Here is a 20,123-nt window from a genome sequence, read left to right on the forward strand (position 1 = left end):
GGAAAGAACCGGAGTCTAGACGAGCTGAAGAATCCGGGATTGTGCCGCCGCAAGCAATCAGCGCAACGATCAACAGGCAGGCCGCTCACACCTGCTCTGCATGTCCTCCCGGTGACGACAACGTTTTGGTGCTATGAGTGTTCAACGGGCGGAGCACCGCTATGCGGGAGAATTCCTTCGCCGGTGGTATGTTCACTTGCGTCATATGGGGTATCCGCCAAGCGCATCAGACGCCATGCGCTGCGTCTCTGGATAGCCTTTGGCGCATTCGCCGCCCGCCCGAATATGCCAGGCGCTACAGCGAATGTCGCGGGCGGAAGCAGGCTTCCAAGAGCGAACCACCGGGTGCCATCGAGTGCATGCGAATCTTCACATCGCCACCAGCCACTGGCTGGACACGGCAGCCCAGTTCCAGCAAAACTTCCAGGCGCTACGTGCTGGTGGGGAATATCACGCGACCCGGAGCCGATTGTTACGCTGGCGGAGCCGACGGGTGTGGTTCTTGCGAGTGGTACAGCAGGGGGAACACGTTGCCGGCTCCGTTTGTCAATCAGCCTCCACGCTGTGCGCTCGGACGTTTCGAAGCTCGGCTGAAGGCCCCTGAACCTTTCCCACACTGTGGGAGCCGACAATAGCAAGGCTTGTGGCATGCGATCTCCGTGTCTGATGTACTGGCGCGCCCCACCGAGCACTTCCGTGCCCCCCCTGCTGTCCGCACATTCCCACCAACCGCTCTCTGGACAGGAGTCACCTGCAAAAGCAGAGGTACCAATGGGAGTCAGCGACGCTTCCGTCACGCTCTTTTTCGTCTCGGACGGGCGGCGACGGAAGCTGGCCGCGACCTTGTCCCATAGACCGATCGCGGCGCCTTCTGACAGGGATGAAGAAACGGGGCCGTGCTTGCTTATGCCGGTATCCATTGTGAATGCAATATGTGGAACGAACACATCGTCTTCAGTGCCATTCACTTCCCACCAGAAGCTATACACGACGGCGTTATTGTCTTCAACAAAGCGCTCGACTAGCTCTTCACCAACGAGCCCACCAATGGTTCTCTGGTCTGCGCGAATGGTCGAGACACCCCCGCCAAGGTCGGCCGCAAATCTGGTGTTTGAATCCGCACTGCGCTCCAGAAGCCCTTGCTGGTCTGGCTCGGTACCTGCTGCGAGCATCAACTTGAAAGCAACATCCGGTCGGCTCGGAAGCCAGGCAGCCATCATGACTTCCTCACCTTGATCCGCATTCAAGGGATCACGGATATAGGCGCGATCGATACAGAATCCTGGTTCGGTCGGGATTGCATTGCTCGGGTTGGGTACCAGCTGCGAAATCAGTTTAAACAGGAGACTGATTGAATCCGGATTATAGAAGTCAGTTGAAAAATCGACACTGACGCCATTACCGTGTACCAATGCTTCGACCGCGACTCCTTCGTAACGATAGCGCTCTACGGTTAACCCATCAGATGACTGACCTTCGGTGACGGTTCGGCCATGCACGAATATCTTTCCAGTTACACCGTAGTCGTTCTTCACTTCCCGAATCATCTCCAGATTCTTGCGCCCCCCCGAACGGTCGGGGGTCGCTTCGATTTGTGCCTTGCGTTGGTTGACACGGGTTTGAAAGGCGTCATCCGTCTCTTCATGCGCAGCGATGTTTAATCCGGCGATTCTTGGGCGGGTGAGTTCATATTCGGCTTCCTCCGGGAGATCAACAAGGAATCTGCCGACGCATACGGATTTCATTTTCTCGGTCATACGCGCCACCTCGTGTTTATCCTGAACAGCTCCAGCCGCCCACGTACCCGCTAAAGCCGCGATCACAACCCCGGCTAGCACCCTGGCCAGCCTGGTCCGGAGAAAGCGCATCACGACATCTCCTGGACAATCTTCACGATCAAGCGAAGCGTCAGCATCAGCATGTCGTCATTGTTATACGACCCCTGGTGATCGAACCCCTGTGTTGCAAAGATTTGTTTGACCCTTCCAGACGGGCCGGCACCCGACTGCTTTGGCACGGTTCCATCGCCGCGCGTGTCCTGGGGTTCGGGCTCGAATTGCAATTCAACTCTGCCCTCGACCAACACTCGACGGTTCCACCCTGACGGCCGACCAACCAGCTCGCCAGCAGCAATATTGGATGTTGTCAGGGCGATTGGTGATCCGCCCCACTGGCGAGCTAGCCAGCGCATTTGCCCATAAGAACGCTTGTTCTGATCGTCTCCGTAGAAGACGTAAGTATTTGGGTGATAGTAATCGCCGAGCGTTCGATGGAAACGCTCAGCGGTGTCGATTGCTGCCCGGATAGCACGGGTTAAGTCTGTTGGTTCCCGAAATCTGCGCGCCGGATCAGCAAGTTTGAGGTCGATCAGCCGATACCAGCACCGGGTGTCTCGATACAAGTCGTATGGATTGGGCGCGATCTGGCTGGGTAATTTCAAGTAATCCGTGGCGATATCGCCGGACTGGGAATTCATTCGCGCGTCGCGGTTCGACACATGCTGGGGATTGCGGACTTTGGCAACGCGCACATGCAGCCACGGCCCCGGATAAAGGTGGTTCGGCAGAAGTTCGAGCGCCCCTGGCGCGGTGGCCAGCACAGGGGTCGTCTTGTCGGGAGTTGCGCCAAGAATCTTCGCGATCCCTAATGCACTGAGATGCTCGAATCCTTCATTGCTCGGGCTGGAGGACTCGGTGCCGCAAGCAATCCGCCGGTAGGCGGCTGGGGCCCCCAGGGCTGGCATCACGCCATGAATTACTCCCGCAATCTTCTCGGGAATGCGCTTCGCGCATGCACGGGCGACGAATCCGCCCATGGAATGCGTAATGAGAATGACCTTTTCACACCGGCGCTTCGATTTCCGCCATGAATCCATGATCTCCCGAATTCGCTTCTCGAGATGTCTTGAAGAAGTATCGCAGTCTTCGAGCCAGTTGTACCCAACCGCGTAGACTGGATAATATTGCGTTGCATGTTTCTCTAGCTGTGCCTCGGTCAAAGCGGCAAATTCGCGTACGCCCCACCTTGTCGCCTCGAACGACATGACTTGTTTCCAGTGCGGTTGGACGAACCGGCGCTTGGTCTGGTCATCAGAGCCGAAGGTCTGGTTTAGCCGGGTCTGCAGGGCATGGAGGAGGATGCCGTATGAATCCGCATGAACTTCGCCCCAACCACGCTGCCGCACCTCGGCCTCGGTCAGCACATAACCGTCTTCGGTATCAGGAAGAACAACCGTTCCGCTGTCATCGACCTCCAGCGTCGCTGGATTGAATAACTTCTGCCGATCCCTCGGCGAAATTTTGTCCCACTTGAGGGCTGCTCGCGCACCATCCTGGTTTCCATTTGGTGGGCGCCATGCGGCGGCCCCGGGAGAGAGAATGGCGTTGCGCTCATCCTGCTGCTTACCCAGGATGGGTTTTCGTTTTGCCCTTAAATTGGTCCCCATGATCCCCGGTACGACAATGACCGGAACGATCGTATTGGGCGGCATCAAGCCAAGTCCACGAATCGTGTACTCCGCTGACGACAGGAAGGAGTTGACCTCCCACCCCCCATTGGCCAATGGCACGAGTGGCGGCAATGGCCTGGTCGGCTCACCCATGACGGATCCGACCAGTCAAACCGAAGCGGGAAGAAGTTCGAAGCGCACGGGGCCGAGCGAATCGCTCAGCACCAGCGCCGTCCGGCCCTGCTCATCGCTCACTCCCTCGACCGTCCGGCCGTCGCTGAGATGGGCGATGTAGCTTTGGTTGGGAATCGGTTCGCGGGTCTGGAGGTGGCGCAGCACGAGCCGTTCATCGGTGCGCAGCGCGGCGCTTCCAAACTGGAGTTTGGTCGGGTCGCCGCCCCCGGGACCCATCCGTGCCAACGAGCTCGCTTTTATGACATGCTCACCGGCGCTCTGTTGGCTGATCGTGCTGTCGGACCATTCGGTCTGTGCTCCCTGCGAAACGATCCGGACCACAGGCGCTTCGATATGGATCGCTTCGGCCGAAATCAGGCTGATCCGGCGTGACGACTTGACCTCAACCGTCCCCTGGTGCGCTTCAAGCGTAATATTTCCGCGGCCGGCAACGATTTTTGCCCCCATGGCGTGGGCATAGGCGCTGATTCCACGTGCCGCGCGCAGGAAGACGTTACGCCCGCCCGTTATCCTGGCATCCGCGCCGCTCACAAGATCAATCTGGCTTTCGGAGCCGATCGATACGGTGTCCTGGCTGGCCAGGATAATGCCTGCCGGCGCGGTCACGGCGACGATCGGCTCTGCTCCCTGGTCTCCCGGAGCGACGTTCGAGCCCTGGTCCCAGCGTTTGAGCTTTTCCGTGAGGTCGTCAAGACGCCGGCTTCCCGCTTCATCGCCGGTATGCTGCTCCGCCAGCTTGGCAAGCTCCTCCACGACACTTTGCATCAGTTCGGCCAGGCCGACCAGGCCGGTACGCGCCAGCTGCGTGCCTTCGCCCCTCGGCGACGCTTCGGCGGTCAACAGCACGCCTTCCTTGCCACGGATAGCGACGCTGTGGTCGCTTCGCAGCTCGGCGCCTTCCCCGCGCGCCGCTGCGCTTCCGTTGGCTTTCGGCTGCGTCAACCATCCCAGATTGAGCTGGGTGGCGCCATGGTCGCTGGACAGCTGGGCGCTGATTTCGCCCCGGGTGTCGTCGAAGCGCAGCTGGTTTCCGCGCTGCCCGCCTATCTCCCGTGTCCGTGTGCCCGACAGGTACCGGTTCCCGGGCAGGGCGCCCTGCGTACTCAGTGCCGCCGGTTCCGCGCGCTGGTTGAACACCTGGGAAAGAATGACTGGCCGGTCGGGGTCGCCACCGAGGAAAGCCACCAGCACCTCGCTGCCGACACGTGGCAGCGACACGGTGCCGCATTGGTTACTCCCCGGCCCATTCCCCGCCCAGCTCGACGCCACCCGCACCCACGCCGAATCCGCCGGCGTATCCGACGCCCCCGCCCCGTGCGCATGCTTGTGGTCCCCCAAGCGCATGCCCGGGAAGCGAATCTTCACCCGCCCCAGCGCGTCGCAGTGCACTTCCTCGCCCGCCGGCCCGGTGACGACCGCGCTCTGGAGCTGCGGATGCGGCAGGTCGCTGCGCGGGTCGAATGCCGGCACCAGCGCGATGCCGCGGCGGATGGCGTCGAAGCGCATCCGCACCCGCACGCCGTCGCCGGCCACCGGATGCTCGTTGGGCTCCAGCATGGCCTGCTGCGGGCTGTACGGCCCCATCAGGCGCCGCACCCGGGCCGACAGGTCGGCCGGCAGGTTGTTTTCGGCCTCCATCCAGACGGCGGTGACGACGAAGTCGCGCTCGGCTTCCGGGTGGCTGTCGATTTCGGGGTGGTCGGTGAGCGTGAAGTATTCGCCGGCGCACAGGTCGCGTACGCTGCCCTCGCCGTGGAAGCACTTGGTGTCGAACTCGTGGCGGTTCATGCGCACCTGGCCGAGCCGCCAGTGGTCTTCGACGTCGTTGCCGGCGTGCGGCATTTCCACCAGGTAGTCGTCCAGCGTGGCGGCCAGTGCGTTGCCGCTGCGGCCCTGGTCGGCCATGCTGCGCGCGGTGGTGGTCATGAACTGGGTGCCCGACGGGTTGCGGTAGTCCCAGCTGTGGCGCGTGATGCTGCCCGGCTGCAGGCGGCGCGCGGCGCACCAGGAGACGATGGTGTCGCGCTGTTCGGTGGCGTCGTCGCGGTGGTAGCGCACCGCGCCGGCGGCGCTGCGCGGCAGCGAGGCGGCGTCGGACAGCAGCACCAGGGTGTGGGCGGGGGTGTCGTCAGGTTCCTGGTCGGCGCTGCCTGCGCGGGCGCGCCCCGGGCGGAAGGTCCAGGCGATGCCGCGCCGCTTGAGCAGGCGGCGCACGAAAGCGGCGTCGGATTCGTTGTACTGCATGGTCTGTTCGCGCGGCGGGTACTGGCGCATGTCGAACAGGGGGTCGAGCTCGTAGTCGAAGGCGCTGGCCATGACGCTGTTGGATTGGCGCCACTCGTCGAACAGCACCTGGACGATTTCGAGCTCGTTCTGGTAGCGGAACACGCGGCTGTTGATGCGCTTTTCCATCACCGCCAGGGCGTCGCGCAGCACCAGCTGGTAGACCGCCAGGCCGCCGTCGTGGTCGCCGGCGCGGGCTTCGGCGACGATGCCGCAGATGCTGCGCAGCTGGCCGCGGTCGGTTACCAGCTGCAGTTCGGCCGGGAGGGCGATGAGTTCCTTGAGCGGCAGGCGTGGCGTGTCGGCCACGCAGGTGATGAGGTATTCGAAGCCGCCGCAGACCGATTCGTGCCCCTGGATGCGCTGCGGGAGCAGCAGTTCGTCAGCCAGGTGGTCCGCATGGCCCAGGCGCAGCCGGATCGGCCGGTGCGCGGTCGTCAGCGACTTCTCGTGCCGCACCATCCGCAGGAATTCGCTTGCGCTGTCCAAGTCCATCTCCCCATGCTCGTAGCTGCGGCGGCAGCGAAGAATGCATATTGGCAGATGGTTGGATTGAGGCATTGCGTCGCCTCAGCAGCCCCAGTGTGAACTTAGCGATACAACCACGGTCGGAGCGGGCTGGACAGCCGGGAAGCGCGGAAGTTTAGTAGCAAGCCTACTAACTTTGCGGGAAGCCGGCCAGCCGCGGGATCGCCGCCAGCGTATTGCGGTGGACCGCCGCGCGCACCTCGTCCACGCCGATCCCGCGCAATTGCGCCAGCGCGGCGCCGATGGCCGGCAGCTGGTCGGGCGTGTTGCGCCCCGGGTGGATCCAGCTGGGCGGGATGTCCGGCGAATCGGTCTCCAGCACGATGGACGACAGCGGCAGTTCGGTCGCCAGCCGCCGGATCTGCAGGGCCCGGGTAAACGTCATGGCGCCGCCGAAGCCCAGGTGAAAGCCCAGGTCGATGAAGGTCTGCGCCTGCTGGAAGCTGCCGTTGAAGGCATGGGCGATGCCGCACGGGGGGCGGACCTGGCGCAGGTGTTTCAGCACCTGGTCCTGGGAGCGGCGCACGTGGGTCATGACGGGCAGCCCGAGGTCGCGCGCGATGCGCAGCTGCTCGCGAAAAAAACGCTCCTGCTTCACGCGCATGTCGGGCTCGCACAGGGCGGGAATGAAGAAATCCAGGCCGATCTCGCCAATGCCGACAAAACGCGGATCCTCCATCGCCGCCTGGGCGGCGCTGCGCAGCACCTCCAGGTCTTCATCGCGGGCCTGCGGCACGCAGATCGGGTGGATGCCCAGCGCGTAGGTGACGTTGGGCGCGCGGGCGGCCAGGCTGGCCACCGCGCCAAAATTCCCGCGCTCCACCGCCATCGCCACGATCGCCGACACCCCGGCCTGCGCGGCCTGGGCGGCAACGTCCAGCGATTGCTCCCCGAATTCGCGGGCGTCGAGGTGGCAATGGGTGTCGATCCACATGGCCTAGCCCTCCACCGCCTCGAGCCCGTGTTCGGTGAGGCGGAAGATCCGGTCGCAGCGGCGCGCCAGTTCCATGTCGTGGGTGACGATCACGAAGGCGGTGCCGAGGGTGCGCGAGAGCTCCAGCATCAGATCAAAAATGACCTGGGCGGTGCTGTGGTCGAGGTTACCGGTCGGCTCGTCGGCCAGCACGCAGGCAGGTTCCGTGACCAGGGCGCGCGCCAGCGCCACGCGCTGGCGTTCGCCGCCGGACAGCTCGCCCGGGCGGTGCACCACGCGCTTGCCCAGGCCCACGCGCCCTAAAATCGCTTCGGCCTTGGCCAGCGCCGCCTCGCGCTTTTCGCGCCGGATCATCAGCGGCATCATCACGTTGTCGAGCGCCGAGAATTCCGGCAGCAGGTGGTGGAACTGGTAGACGAAGCCCAGCGACGAGTTGCGCAGGTCGCCGCGGCGCGATTCCGACAGCGTAGCGAAATCCTCGCCCAGCAGCGTCACCGCGCCGGTGGATGGCGTATCGAGCCCGCCCAGCAGGTGCAGCAGGGTCGACTTGCCCGAGCCGGAGGCGCCGACAATCGCCACCCGTTCGCCGCGGTGGATCGCGAAGTCGATGTTGTCCAGCACCTTGACCGTGTAGTCGCCCTGCTTGAAGGTCTTGCCCAGGTTGCGGCAGGACAGGACAGGAACGGTTGAATCATTCATAACGCAGCGCCTCCGCAGGTTTTACGCGCGACGCCGCCCAGCTTGGGTAGAGGGTCGCAGCAAACGCCAGCAGCACGGATACGCCGCCGATCTTGAAAACGTCCGGCCAGCGCAGGTCGGACGGCACCGCGCTGATCAGGTAGATATCTTTCGACAAGAACTGCACTCCCAACAAATGTTCGATAAACGGGACGATGACGTCGATGTTCAGGGCCACCAGCACGCCGCCGCCGACACCGAGCAAGGTGCCGAGGATGCCCACCAGCGCGCCCTGCACCATGAAGATCTTCTGGATCGAGCGCGGCGAAGAACCCAGGGTGCGCAGGATGGCGATGTCGGCCTGCTTGTCGGTCACCGTCATCACCAGCGTGGACACCAGGTTGAAGGCGGCCACCGCGATGATCAGGGTGAGGATAATGAACATCATCTTCTTTTCGGTCTGTACGGCGGCGAACCAGTTGGCGTTGAGCTTGGACCAGTCGCGCATTTCCAGGCTGCCCGGCATCGATTGCTTCAGCTCCCTAGCCACGACCGGCGCCTCGTGCATGTCGGCGATGCGCAGGCGCAGGCCCATCGGCGCGTCCAGGCGCTCCATGCGCTGCGCGTCTTCCACGTTCACGAACGAGAGCGCCGCGTCGAATTCGAAATGGCCCGCCTCGAAAATGCCGGACACCGTGAAGCTGCGGCTGCGCGGCAGCAGGCCGGCCGGCGTCACCTGGCCCTTGGCCAGCAGCATGGTGACCTTGTCGCCCACGTTCACATTGAGCGCGCGCGCCAGCGCGTAACCCAGCACGATGTTGAAGGAGCCCGGCTTGAGCGAATCGAAACTGCCCTGGCGGACCTGCCGGGCGATATCCGACACCTTGGGCTCTTCGCTCGGCAGCACGCCGCGGATGACGGACGGGCGCATCACGCCCTCGCCCACCAGCATGCCCTGGGTTTCCACGAAGGGCGCGACGCCGCGCACCGCCGGGTTCTTCATGGCCTCGCGGCCGGCGGCGCGCCAGTCGGGCATGCTGCCGGACTGGTCGAACACCTCGATATGGGCCAGCACCGACAGCATGCGGTCGGTGACTTCCTTCTGGAAGCCGTTCATCACCGACAGCACGATGATCAGGGCGGCCACGCCCAGCGCAATGCCGGAGACGGAGATCAGGGAAATGAAGGAAATGAAGCTGTTACGGCTGCTACCCTTGCCGCCGCGCGTGTAGCGCAGGCCGACCAGCCATTCGTAGGGCAAATTCTGGGTAATTCTCATGGTCTCCGGGTCTGTTCTGCGAGGGCGCAGTGTGCCATAGATAGCGCATCCATGGCAGGGGTGGTCGGGATCGGATGCTCAGTCATAGCGCAGGGCTTCGGCCGGCTTCACGCGCGAGGCAGACCAGCTCGGGTACAGGGTCGCCAGGAAGGCCAGCAGCACGGCCACGCCGCCGATCCAGCCGACATCGGCCCAGCGCAGGTCGGACGGGATCTCGCTGATCAGGTAGACCTCCTGCGACAGGAACTGCACGCCCAGGGCGCGCTCGATGAAGGGCACGATGACGTCGATATTGAGCGCCACCGCCACGCCCAGGCTCACGCCCAGCGCCGCGCCCAGCACGCCCACCAGGGTGCCCTGCACCATGAACACCGTCATGATCGAACGGGGCGAGGCGCCCAGGGTGCGCAGGATCGCGATGTCCGACTGCTTGTCGCGCACCGTCATGACCAGGGTCGAGACCAGGTTGAAGGCGGCCACCGCGACGATCATGGTCAGGATGATGAACATCATGCGCTTCTGCGACTGCACGGCCGCGAACCACATCGCATTGACCTTCGACCAGTCGCGGATGAACAGTTCTCCCGACATGCTGCGCTGGAGTTCGGCCGCCACGCGCGGGGCCTGGTGCATGTCGGCCAGGCGCAGGCGCAGCCCGGCCGGCGCGCCGGTGCCGGCCAGCTGCTCGGCGTCCTCGATGTTGGCGAAAGCGAGCGAGGAGTCGAACTCGAAGTGGCCCGCCTCGAAAATGCCGGCCACGGTGAGCGGCCGGGTGCGCGGCATCGCGCCCTGGCCGGGCGCGATGCCGGGCGCGGCGCCGGAGGCCATCAATAAGGTCACGCGGTCGCCCGGCCCGACGTCGAGCGAGGTGGCAAGCGCGCGGCCGATGATGATGTTGTAGGAACCCGGCTGCATGGCGTCGAAGCGCCCTTCGCGCATGTGCTTGGCCACGTCCGACACCTTGACTTCCTGGGCCGGGTCGACGCCGCGCAGCAGCACCGGCTTCATCACGCCGTCGCTGAGCAGCATGGCCTGGCTTTCGGCGAAAGGCGCGGCGGCGCGCACCTCGGGGTTGCGCAGCGCTTCCTGGGCGGAAGTCCGCCAGCCCGGCATTTCGCCGCGGGCGTCGAACACTTCCACATGGGCCAGCACCGACAGCATGCGGGCCGTCACTTCCTTCTGGAAGCCGTTCATCACCGACAGCACCACGATCAGGGCGGCCACGCCGAGCGCGATGCCGGCCACCGAGGCCATCGAGATGAAGGAAATGAAGCTGTTGCGCCCGCTGCGCTTGCCGGCGCGGGTGTAGCGCAGGCCGACCTGCCATTCGTAGGGCAGCTTGTGGGTAATGCTCATGAAATCCCGTCAATACTATTATTGGTTTGCCAACCCGACAGTTTGCCAGACATCGGCCGATCATGGCGCAGAAAATGGCGGCTGCGGTGTGGCCAGCCATGGCCGAAGACGGCCCGCGCCCGTTCGCGCAAGCCGTATTTGCCCTAGAATAGCGGGATGTCCCAAATCACGCTCGTCCTGCCCTACCTGCTCCCGCTTCCCGAATTCGCGCCCGACCTGGTGCGCGCCCTGCAGACCCCGATGCTGGCTTCCCTGCTGGCCCGCAGCACCGCCCACGAACGCGGCAGCGCGCCGGACACCTCGCTCGCCCTGCCCCACGAGCAGTGGCTGGCGCGCGCGCTCGGCCTGTCGCCAGAAGGCCGGCCAGCCTTCGCGGCGGCAGCCATGCGCGGCTTCGGGCTCGAGCCGGCCGGCGGCACCTGGTTCATCGTCAGCCCGGCCCATATCCAGATCGCGCGCAGCCATTCGATGATGACCGATGCGCGCCACCTCGGCCTGCTTGAAGAGGAAAGCCGCGCGCTGTACGATGCCGCTCGAGGGCTGTGCGAAGAGATCGGCCGGCCGCTGCTGTATGGCGACGCCGGCACCTGGTTCCTGCGCGCCGACGACTGGGCCGGGATCGGCATCGCCACCCCGGACACCGTGGCCGGCATGGACCTGACCGATTTCGTGCCGCGCGGCGCCGCCGCCCTGGCTTACCGCAGGCTGCAGAACGAGGTGCAGATGGCCTGGTACACCCACCCGGTGAACACCGCCCGCGAAGCGCGCCGCCTGCCGGTGGTGAATGCGTTCTGGCTGTGGGGCGCCGCCAGCGATCCCGGCCCGGCCGCCGGCAACCTGGCCAGCACCGGCGTGCCCGGCTGGCTGCGCGCGCTTTCGAACCGCCACCTCGATTCCCCGGGCGCGCTCGATGGCGCGCTGGCCCAGGACGGCATGCTGGTGGTCGGCAGCCTGGCCGACGCGGCGCTCGCCGCCGACTGGCACGCCTGGCTGCAGGGCGTGCAGCAGCTGGAAGAGAAACTGTTCGCCCCGCTGCACGCGGCGCTGGTGCAGGGCCGCATTCGCAAGCTGCGCCTGGTCCTGAGCAGCCGCGAAGCCATTGCCGAATTCACCACGACCGCCATGGCCCAGCGCGCATTCTGGCGCCGGCCGACCCTTGAACGACTGACCTGAGAACCCTTTGAGCATCACGACCCGCATCAGCACCCGTCCCTGCCCGTTCCGCGCCTCCGAAATGCTGCGCCAGGGCGGGATCCACCCGGTCCTCGCACGCATCTACGCCGCGCGCGGCCTGCTCGACGCGCGCGAACTGTCGAGCGAGCTGGCGGCCCTGGTGCCGCCGTCCGGACTGAAGCACATCGATACCGCCGCCGTGTTCCTCGCCGATGCGATCGCCGCCGGCAAGCGCATGACCATCGTCGCCGACTACGACTGCGACGGCGCCACCGCCTGCGCCACCGCCCTGCGAGGCCTGCGCATGATGGGCGCGCAGGTCGACTACATCGTGCCGAACCGCTTCGAGTATGGCTACGGCCTCACGCCCGAAATCGTCGAGCTCACCGCGCGCGAAAAAGCGCCCGACATCATCATCACGGTCGACAACGGCATCGCCAGCATCGACGGCGTGCTGGAAGCCAACCGGCGCGGCATCGAGGTGGTGGTCACCGACCACCACCTGCCGGGCGACGCGCTGCCGGCGGCGCGCGTGATCGTCAACCCCAACCAGCCCGAGTGCGGCTTCCCGAGCAAGCACCTGGCCGGCGTGGGCGTGGTGTTCTACGTGCTGCTGGCGCTGCGCGCCGAGATGCGCAAGCGCGGCATGTTCGACGCCGCCACCCAGCCCAAGCTCGACAGCCTGCTCGACCTGGTGGCGCTGGGTACCGTCGCCGACGTGGTGCGGCTCGACTCCAACAACCGGATCCTGGTCGCGCAGGGCATCAAGCGCATGCGCGCCGGCCGCATGCATGCGGGCGTGGCCGCGCTGTTCCGCGTGGCCGGTCGCGAGGCGCGCTCGGCGTCGCCCTTCGACCTCGGGTTTGCGCTCGGTCCGCGCCTGAACGCGGCCGGCCGGCTGGACGACATGTCGCTTGGTATCGAATGCCTCGTCACCGACGACCCCGGGCGCGCCTGGGCCATCGCCCAGCAGCTCAACGAGATCAATCTCAAGCGCCGTGAGATCGAAGCCGAGATGCAGGACACCGCCCTGCTCCACCTCGACAGCTTCGAGCCCACCAGCGCCAATACCATCAGCGTGTTCGACCAGGGCTGGCACCAGGGCGTGATCGGTATCGTCGCCTCGCGCCTGAAAGAAAAATTCTTCCGCCCGACGATCACCTTCGCCCCCGGCAATGAAGGCTGGATCAAGGGTTCGGGGCGCTCGATCCCGGGCTTTCACATGCGCGACGCGCTGGACCTGGTGTCCAAGCGGGTGCCGGGCCTGATCGACAAGTTTGGCGGCCACGCGATGGCAGCGGGCTTGACCATCCGCGCCGAGCATTTCGACAGCTTCGCCCAAGCCTTCGAGGCGGTGGGCAGCGCCTGGCTTACCCAGGCGCAGCTGGAACGCATCGTCGAAACCGACGGGCCGCTCGAGGACGAGTACTACTCGACCCAGTTCATCGAGCAGATCGATGGACAGGTGTGGGGCCAGGGCTTCGCGCCGCCGGTGTTCTGCGACGAGTTCCGGGTGGTGAGCCAGCGCATCCTGAAGGAGCGACACCTCAAGCTGTTATTGGAAAAGAACGGCCGGCGCTACGACGCGATCTGGTTCGGGCATAACGAGAGCCTGCCGGACCGGGCGCGGGTGGCGTTCCGGCTCGATGCCAATGAATACAATGGCGTGACGAAAGTGCAGCTGCTCGTCGAGCATGCGGAAGCCGCGTAGGGTGGTCGGCTTCGCCGACCGCGCGTTCAAACAGTAGGTGCATTCAAGCGACGCTGTCGTTCACGCGTCAGCTGAACGCGCGGCCGGCAGAGCCGGCCACCCTACTTTTTAGTGGGCGGGCCGAAATCGGAACCGCGGTCGAACACCACTTTCCACTGCCCCGGCGCTTCCAGGCGCCAAATCGAATTGAAGCGGCCGATGCGCTGGCCGGCCGCGTTATAAATCGGTCCGCCGCTATAGGCCAGCGTGCCCGAATCCACCACCTCGACCTCTTCCGGCTCCCACGAGAACGGCGCCTGCGGCTTGTCGTAAAACTGACGCCAGCCCTTGCTGATCGCTGCCTTGCCGCGCAGGGGCCCGTCGGTACCGAAGAAGATCGCCTCGTCGGCCAGGAAACGGCTGAAACCGGCGAAGTCGCGCGCCTTCATGGTGGCGGCGAAGGCGCGCTCCGTGTCCATTACCTGTTTCTTCAGGTCGCTGTTGGAATCGCGGGCATTGCCGGCCGCTGCCGCCGTCAACAGGCAGGCGGTCAACAGGGATAGCGTACGCAGGCGCATGGGGAATCCTTTCTAAACCTTTTCCGTTTGGCAAGGTTTGCGATTCTGTCACGGGTGCGCACGCCTGACAACCGGCAGTTGCAATCCTTCCGGAATCGGAGTATAAAGGGTCCAATTACGGAGGATACCATGAGCCTAGCCTACTCCTACCCCAAGAGCCGATTCGAGCCGGCCGTGCTGGTCGACCTCAATTCGCGCACCGAGCGCGAGCGGCTGTCGCGTTCGGCCCTGATGGGCTTCTTCAAGCTGGCGGCAAGCTGGCAGGTACGCGACGACGATGCGCGCGAGCTGCTCGGCGGCCTGTCCTCTTCCTCATACTACGACTGGAAGAAAAACCCCGACAGGGTGCTGGAAGTCGACCGCATCACGCGCGTGTCCTACCTGCTGGGTATCTACAAGGCCCTGCACATCTTGTATGGCGACAAGCTCGCCGACGAATGGGTGCATCTTCCCAATACCAACCCGGTCTTCGCCGGCCGCACGCCGCTGGCCTATATGCTGGCCGGCGGCCTGATCGCCATGCAAACGGTACGCAAACTGCTGGACGCGCGCCGCGGAGGCCTCTGATCTTGCCGGTGCTGCATAAACTCACCCAGTTGCGCCAGTTCGACACCTGCCGCCTGATCCCGTCGCGCTTCGCCGACGTCGAGGATTCCGTCCTGGCGCCGCTGGCCGACAGTGACAGCGTCCTGCGCGACCTGTTCGACCTCGACAACGCCACCAACGAACGCCTGCGCGGCGAGTCCGGCCTGCTACCGGGCATCGGCATGGACGAACTGGTGTTCGGCGTGCCCAACTTCCGCATCATCAATGCGGCCTACACCTACGCCCGCCCCGAAGGCAGCCGCTTCAACGACGGCGAACGCGGCGCCTGGTACTGCGCCTTCGCGGCCGAGACCGCGCTGGCGGAAGTCATTTTTCATAAGACCGTCGAATACGTGGAGATCGGCCGCTTCGACGACAGCGTGAGCTACCAGATGCTGCTGGCCGACTTCAGCGCCGGCTTCCACGACCTGCGCGGCGTGGAAGCGCACATGGCCTGCCTCGACCCGGCCAGCTATGTCGCCTCGCAGGGCCTGGCCGCCGCGCTGCTGGAACGCGGCTCGATGGGCATCATCTACCCGAGCGTGCGGCATCCGGGCGGCACCAACCTGGCCTGCTTCCGCCCCGCACTGGTCGGCAATGTGCGCAAGGCCCAGACCTATCGGTTAACATGGGCGGGTTCGCCGCAACCGGCGGTCGAGATCATTTAGCGAGTTTTGCATGAAGACCAATCCAGACAAAGACACCGAACTGCACGACAAGATCAACCGCGAGACCGGCCGCGTGAAGTGGAGCGAACTCGATCGCCATTTCGCCAGCGGCTCGGTGATTTATGTGAGCCAGGAGCTGGACCTGATCGACGTGGCGCTGCGGGTGGCGCACGACGACAAGGCCAGCATCGCGAAATGGATGGCGGCGGGCAGCGTGGCCAAGGTCTCCGATGTGCAGGCGGCGACGTGGCATGCGGCGGATGCGACGCTGTGGGCGTCGGTGGTGAGTCCGTTTGTGTTGGTGCAGGCGGAGAAGGTGGCGTTGCACTAGGGGTGATCGACGAACTTGGGTACCGGCCTTCGCCGGTACCCAATTTTGCAAGCAAACCACTAACGCTTCCCCTCCCCCCGATGCGTCAACGCATGCGCCGCCCTGCGCATCAGCTGCGCCGCGCGCTCCGGGTCCTGTTCCATCAGCGCCAGCTGCTGCCACGCCTCCGGATAGTCCAGCTCCGCCGCCGCCTCCAGCCAGCGCCGCGCAGCCGCTTCGTCGCGCGGCACGCCCTGCCCCTCCAACAGCATATTGGCCAGCATGAACATCGCCTCCGGCATCCCGCGACCGGCGGCAACCCCTAACCAGTGCACCGCCAGCGCGCCATCTCCGCCGCCGCGGTAGGCCAGGCCACGGCGATACGCGATATCGCCTTCGTCGCCATGCTGCGCCATCGCCGGCTGCGCCAGCAGCGCGCAGGCCAGCAGGGCTGCCAAGGGCCGCTTCATTTCGACAGGTCCACCGCGTACAGCGCCGTCCCCTTGCCACGTCCGTCATCGGCCGCCACCTGGCTCACGTTGTGCAGCCCCGCCGCATGCGCCAGTTCCACCATGCCCGGCGCCGACGAAAACACCACCGGCCCGGCCGTCTTCACGGGCGCAAAGCGCCAGCTGCGCGCCGTGCCGTTGGCCGCGCGGCTCAGGCGCTTGGCCTCGCGCACGTAGGCGATCAGGATGTCGCGGTTGTTGTCGGGCGAGGCGATCACGGTGCGGCTGCCGTCCAGGCCGGGGAAGTTGCCGCCGCCGCTGGCGCGGTAGTTATTGGTCGCCACCAAAAATTCCTGGTCCGCCGCCACCGGCTTGCCGCGCCAGGCCAGCTTGACGATGCGCTCGCCCGGCGCGCGGGTGACGTCGATCTCGTACGACACGTCGCTGGAGGTGATGGTATCGAAGTTATAGCTCGGCACCGCCGTATTGACCAGCGGCTGCGGCGCGGTTTTCAACGGATCGATCGTGTTGAAACGCTGCGCCGCCTTCTCCAGCCAGGCCTTGAGCTGGGCGCCGTCCACCTTCACGGCGTACAGCGCGTTCGGGTACAGGTACAGGTCGGCCGCATTGTTCAGCGCCAGGTCGCCGGACTTGACGTCGGTGTAATCCGCCGGGCCGGCCACGCCACTCTTGAACGGCGCCGACACCGACAGCACCGGCAGGTCCTTGTACTGCGGCAGGTTGGCGGCGACGTACTTCGCCACGTAGGCCGCCTGCGCCTGGTTCACGATCTCGATGGCCGAGCCGTCGCCCACATCGGCAAAATAGCTCGACATGCGGAAGTCGGTCGAGCCCACCGGCGTCTTCACGTAGCGGATCGTCGCTTCATGTTCTTCCTTCACCAGCGCCAGGATGGCCGGGTCGGCATCGACGAAGGCCTTGTCGCCCGTCTGCGCCGCGCGCGCCTGGACGAGCGTCTTGTCCTTCTCGACGCTCCAGCGCCGGCCGTCGTGTTTCAGGTGCAGCTGGACCACGCCCAGGTGCTTGCCCCACAGGTTGGCCATCACGGTCGGCACGCCGTGCACCAGGCCTTTGGCCTTGTCCACGCCCGGCAGGTTGAATTGCGGGACGGTGCTGGCCGCGTTCGGGAACAGCTGGTGCGAATGACCCAGCAGCATGGCGTCGATGCCCGGCACCTGCGCCAGGTGCCAGTTCGCGTTCTCCATCGATGGTGTATAGGGGCTGGCATCGAGGCCGCCGTGCGAGATGGCCACGACCAGGTCGGCGCCTTTCCTGCGCATCTCCGGCACATACTTGAGCGCCGCCTCGCGCACGCCTTGCGTGTATACGCGCCCTTCCAGCCAGCGCTTGTCCCAGGACATGATGGTCGGCGGCGTGAAGCCGATGATCCCGACCCGCACGATCGCCGTCACCGGCTTGCCCTTGGGGTCGAACGCGCTGACCTGCTTGTCGATGATCGTATAGGGGCTGAACAGCGGCTTCTTCGTCTGGCTGCTGTAGACGTTGGCCAGCACCATCGGGAAGGCCGGGCCGGCGCACCTTTTCGGCTGGTCGACGCCGGCCACCTGGAAGCGGTTCCCGGTCACCTGGCTCAGGAATGCCAGCCCGTAGTTGAATTCGTGGTTGCCGATCGCCGCGCCGTCGTATTTCAGGCGGTTCATGATCTTGTAGATGCCCAGCGTCTGGTCGCAGCGCAGCGGTGCGACCTGGGCCTGGTAGTCGGCCAGTGCATTGCCCTGGATCGTGTCGCCATTGTCCAGCAGCAGGGTGTTGGCGAATTCCTTGCGCGCCTGCGCGATCAGGGTCGCGGTGCGGTCCAGGCCATGCGAGGGCTCGGCCACCAGCTTGTAGTAGTCGTAGCCGACCACGTTCGCATGCAGGTCGGTGGTTTCCAGCACGGCCAGGGTCACGCTGGTGCCGGCGGCGGGCTTGGCGGCCAGTGCCGGTGCGCTGATGAGCAGGGGGACGAGCGCGATGCAGGTTTGATAACGCAATGGGGTAGCCATGGTGTCTTTGGAGGGGAGAATCGGGCGATGATAAGGCAGCGCCGTGCTATGGGGCAAGCGCGTCCACCCCGGCGCCAGCGTATCGGGCGTACTGGGGTATAATCGAAGGTTCGATTTAACCTACTCACCGGACTGCCAAACACCATGGAAGCTGAACGCATCAACGCCATCTCCGCCCTGCTGAACGACCTGACGGGTCGCGAGGCCGAACTTCGGAGGTATCTTTGACTTCGACCGGAAGTCAGAGAAACTAGAGCAGGTCAACGAAGAACTGGAAGACCCGACCGTCTGGAACGACCAGAAGCGGGCCCAGGACCTCGGCAAGGAAAAGAAGGCCCTCGAGGCCGTCGTGCTCACGCTCGAAAAAGCCAGGACCGACTTGGCTGACGCCTCCGACCTGTTCGCCATGGCGCGCGAAGAAGGCGACGACGACACCCTGGAGGCCATCGGCGGCGACGCGGAAGCCATCCAGAAGATCATCGAGGCGATGGAATTCCGCCGGATGTTCAGCAACCCGATGGACCACGCCAGCTGCTTCATCGACATCCAGGCCGGCGCCGGCGGCACCGAAGCCCAGGACTGGGCCTCGATGCTGCTGCGCCAGTACCTGCGCTATTGCGAACGCAAGGGCTTCAAGGCCGAGATCCTGGAACAGTCCGAGGGTGAAGTCGCGGGCATCAAGACCGCCACCATCAAGGTCGACGGCGAGTACGCCTATGGCCACCTGCGCACCGAGACCGGCGTGCACCGCCTGGTGCGCAAGTCGCCGTTCGACTCGGCCAATGGCCGCCACACCTCGTTCACCTCGCTGTTCGTGTACCCGGAAGTGGACGACTCGATCGAAATCGAGATCAACCCGGCCGACGTGCGCATCGACACCTACCGCGCATCCGGCGCGGGCGGACAGCACATCAACAAGACCGACTCCGCGGTGCGCCTGACGCACGGCCCGTCGGGCATCGTGGTGCAGTGCCAGAACGACCGCTCGCAGCACCGCAACAAGGCCGAAGCCTGGGACATGCTGCGCGCCAAGCTGTTCGAGCTCGAGATGCGCAACCGCATGAGCGAACAGCAGAAACTGGAAGACTCCAAGACCGACGTCGGCTGGGGCCACCAGATCCGCTCCTACGTGCTGGACCAGTCGCGCATCAAGGACTTGCGTACCGGTTTCGAGACCGGCAACACCAAGAACGTGCTGGACGGCGACCTGGACGACTTCATCTCCGCTTCGCTCAAGCAGGGCGTAGGCGCATGACGAAGGCGGCACGCGCCTTCGTGTTCGACATGGACGGCACCATCGTCGACAACATGGCCTTCCATACCAGCTCGTGGATCAGTTTCTTCGCGCGCCGCGGCCAGTTGCTCGACGCGGACGACTTCTTCCGCGCCACCGCCGGCCGACAGGGCGGCGAGATCATGCGCAGCTACCTGGGCGAGCACCTGTCGGACGACGAGGTGGCGCTGCTCAATCACGAGAAGGAATCGGTCTACCGCGAGCTGTATGCGCCGCATCGCAAGGCGGTGGCCGGTTTCGACGAACTGGTGGCCCAGGCCAAGGCCGATGGCGTCAAGCTGGCCGTCGCCACCGCAGCGCCGCCCGCCAACATCGACTTCACGCTCGACGGCCTGGATGTGCGCAAGCATTTCGACGCCGTGGTCGGCGCGGCCGACGTCGCACGCGGCAAGCCCCACCCCGACGTGTTCCTGAAGGCCGCCGAGCGCTGCGGCGTGGCGCCCGAGCACTGCATCGTGTTCGAAGACGCGCCGCTGGGCGTGGAAGCGGCGCGCCGCGCAGGCATGCGCTGCATCGTGCTGACCACCACCCTGCCGGCCGCCAATTTCGCCGACTACGACAACGTCATTGCCATCGCGCGCGACTTTTCCGAACTGCCGGCCGCGCTGCTGTTCGCCGCCGAATAACTTAACAAGAACTGCCTATCCA

At 65.1% G+C, this 20,123-nt stretch carries 17 protein-coding genes; 7 read left to right on the top strand and 10 right to left on the bottom strand.

What is annotated here, in order from left to right:
- Positions 1-131: 131 nt before the first annotated feature.
- The 7 genes from BM031_RS25270 to BM031_RS20780 form a co-directional block, all read right to left on the bottom strand.
- Entirely contained in the window at positions 132-1,868 is a 1,737-nt protein-coding gene (locus BM031_RS25270) for a T6SS immunity protein Tli4 family protein (RefSeq protein ID WP_229409086.1), read from the bottom strand.
- Positions 1,868-3,601 carry a PGAP1-like alpha/beta domain-containing protein gene (locus BM031_RS20755; protein ID WP_091876464.1) on the bottom strand — a complete coding sequence of 578 codons (1,734 nt, stop codon included), beginning with the start codon at positions 3,599-3,601 and terminating at the stop codon, positions 1,868-1,870. The genes BM031_RS25270 and BM031_RS20755 overlap by 1 nt, the downstream gene beginning before the upstream one ends.
- Before the next feature lie 15 nt (positions 3,602-3,616).
- Positions 3,617-6,415, bottom strand: coding sequence for a type VI secretion system Vgr family protein (locus BM031_RS20760; RefSeq protein WP_091876493.1), 2,799 nt, complete (start codon positions 6,413-6,415; stop codon positions 3,617-3,619).
- Positions 6,416-6,584: 169 nt separating this feature from the next.
- A complete protein-coding gene (locus BM031_RS20765) occupies positions 6,585-7,388 on the bottom strand; it encodes a TatD family hydrolase (RefSeq protein WP_091876465.1) in 804 nt (267 codons plus the stop codon).
- Positions 7,389-7,391: 3 nt separating this feature from the next.
- A complete protein-coding gene (gene lolD / locus BM031_RS20770; protein ID WP_091876466.1) occupies positions 7,392-8,087 on the bottom strand; it encodes a lipoprotein-releasing ABC transporter ATP-binding protein LolD in 696 nt (231 codons plus the stop codon).
- Complete coding sequence (locus BM031_RS20775) at positions 8,080-9,345, bottom strand: lipoprotein-releasing ABC transporter permease subunit (protein ID WP_091876467.1); 1,266 nt, start codon at positions 9,343-9,345, stop codon at positions 8,080-8,082. The genes lolD and BM031_RS20775 overlap by 8 nt, the downstream gene beginning before the upstream one ends.
- A gap of 78 nt (positions 9,346-9,423) precedes the next feature.
- On the bottom strand, positions 9,424-10,701 hold the full coding sequence (locus BM031_RS20780; RefSeq protein WP_091876468.1) for a lipoprotein-releasing ABC transporter permease subunit: 1,278 nt from the start codon (positions 10,699-10,701) through the stop codon (positions 9,424-9,426).
- Between the two features lie 156 nt (positions 10,702-10,857).
- On the opposite strand from BM031_RS20780, the gene BM031_RS20785 reads away from it, so the two are divergent.
- Entirely contained in the window at positions 10,858-11,874 is a 1,017-nt protein-coding gene (locus tag BM031_RS20785) for a hypothetical protein (RefSeq protein WP_177207844.1), read from the top strand.
- 61 nt (positions 11,875-11,935) lie between these two features.
- On the top strand, positions 11,936-13,585 hold the full coding sequence (gene recJ, locus BM031_RS20790) for a single-stranded-DNA-specific exonuclease RecJ (protein ID WP_091876495.1): 1,650 nt from the start codon (positions 11,936-11,938) through the stop codon (positions 13,583-13,585).
- 101 nt (positions 13,586-13,686) lie between these two features.
- On the opposite strand, the gene BM031_RS20795 is transcribed toward recJ, so the two are convergent.
- The gene (locus tag BM031_RS20795; protein ID WP_091876469.1) at positions 13,687-14,142 is read right to left on the bottom strand and encodes a YybH family protein; all 456 of its coding nucleotides are present in this window, start codon (positions 14,140-14,142) and stop codon (positions 13,687-13,689) included.
- 129 nt (positions 14,143-14,271) lie between these two features.
- Between BM031_RS20795 and BM031_RS20800 the strand changes: the two genes are divergently transcribed.
- From BM031_RS20800 to BM031_RS20810, 3 genes are read left to right on the top strand one after another with little or no spacing between them, the layout of a single operon-like run.
- Positions 14,272-14,709 carry an MbcA/ParS/Xre antitoxin family protein gene (locus BM031_RS20800; RefSeq protein WP_091876470.1) on the top strand — a complete coding sequence of 146 codons (438 nt, stop codon included), beginning with the start codon at positions 14,272-14,274 and terminating at the stop codon, positions 14,707-14,709.
- A gap of 2 nt (positions 14,710-14,711) precedes the next feature.
- Entirely contained in the window at positions 14,712-15,395 is a 684-nt protein-coding gene (locus BM031_RS20805) for an RES family NAD+ phosphorylase (protein ID WP_091876471.1), read from the top strand.
- Positions 15,396-15,405: 10 nt separating this feature from the next.
- Positions 15,406-15,726 (top strand): DUF2288 domain-containing protein, encoded by a 321-nt coding sequence (locus BM031_RS20810; protein WP_091876472.1) that lies wholly within the window; start codon positions 15,406-15,408, stop codon positions 15,724-15,726.
- Positions 15,727-15,785: 59 nt separating this feature from the next.
- On the opposite strand, the gene BM031_RS20815 is transcribed toward BM031_RS20810, so the two are convergent.
- Together BM031_RS20815 and BM031_RS20820 are read right to left on the bottom strand one after the other, a co-directional pair.
- Complete coding sequence (locus BM031_RS20815; RefSeq protein WP_091876473.1) at positions 15,786-16,175, bottom strand: tetratricopeptide repeat protein; 390 nt, start codon at positions 16,173-16,175, stop codon at positions 15,786-15,788.
- Complete coding sequence (locus BM031_RS20820; RefSeq protein WP_091876474.1) at positions 16,172-18,181, bottom strand: bifunctional 2',3'-cyclic-nucleotide 2'-phosphodiesterase/3'-nucleotidase; 2,010 nt, start codon at positions 18,179-18,181, stop codon at positions 16,172-16,174. Before BM031_RS20820 ends, BM031_RS20815 begins: the two co-directional genes overlap by 4 nt.
- A gap of 144 nt (positions 18,182-18,325) precedes the next feature.
- Between BM031_RS20820 and prfB the strand changes: the two genes are divergently transcribed.
- Together prfB and BM031_RS20830 are read left to right on the top strand one after the other, a co-directional pair.
- Positions 18,326-19,436, top strand: a protein-coding gene (gene prfB / locus BM031_RS20825; protein WP_143084666.1) for a peptide chain release factor 2 whose coding sequence is annotated in 2 segments (ribosomal slippage) — positions 18,326-18,406 and positions 18,408-19,436 — 1,110 coding nt in all. Because the reading frame shifts where the segments join, the coding sequence is not laid out codon by codon here.
- On the top strand, positions 19,433-20,101 hold the full coding sequence (locus BM031_RS20830; RefSeq protein ID WP_091876476.1) for an HAD family hydrolase: 669 nt from the start codon (positions 19,433-19,435) through the stop codon (positions 20,099-20,101). Before prfB ends, BM031_RS20830 begins: the two co-directional genes overlap by 4 nt.
- Positions 20,102-20,123: the final 22 nt, after the last annotated feature.

This window comes from Massilia yuzhufengensis (assembly GCF_900112225.1).
Taxonomy (GTDB): domain Bacteria; phylum Pseudomonadota; class Gammaproteobacteria; order Burkholderiales; family Burkholderiaceae_D; genus Telluria; species Telluria yuzhufengensis.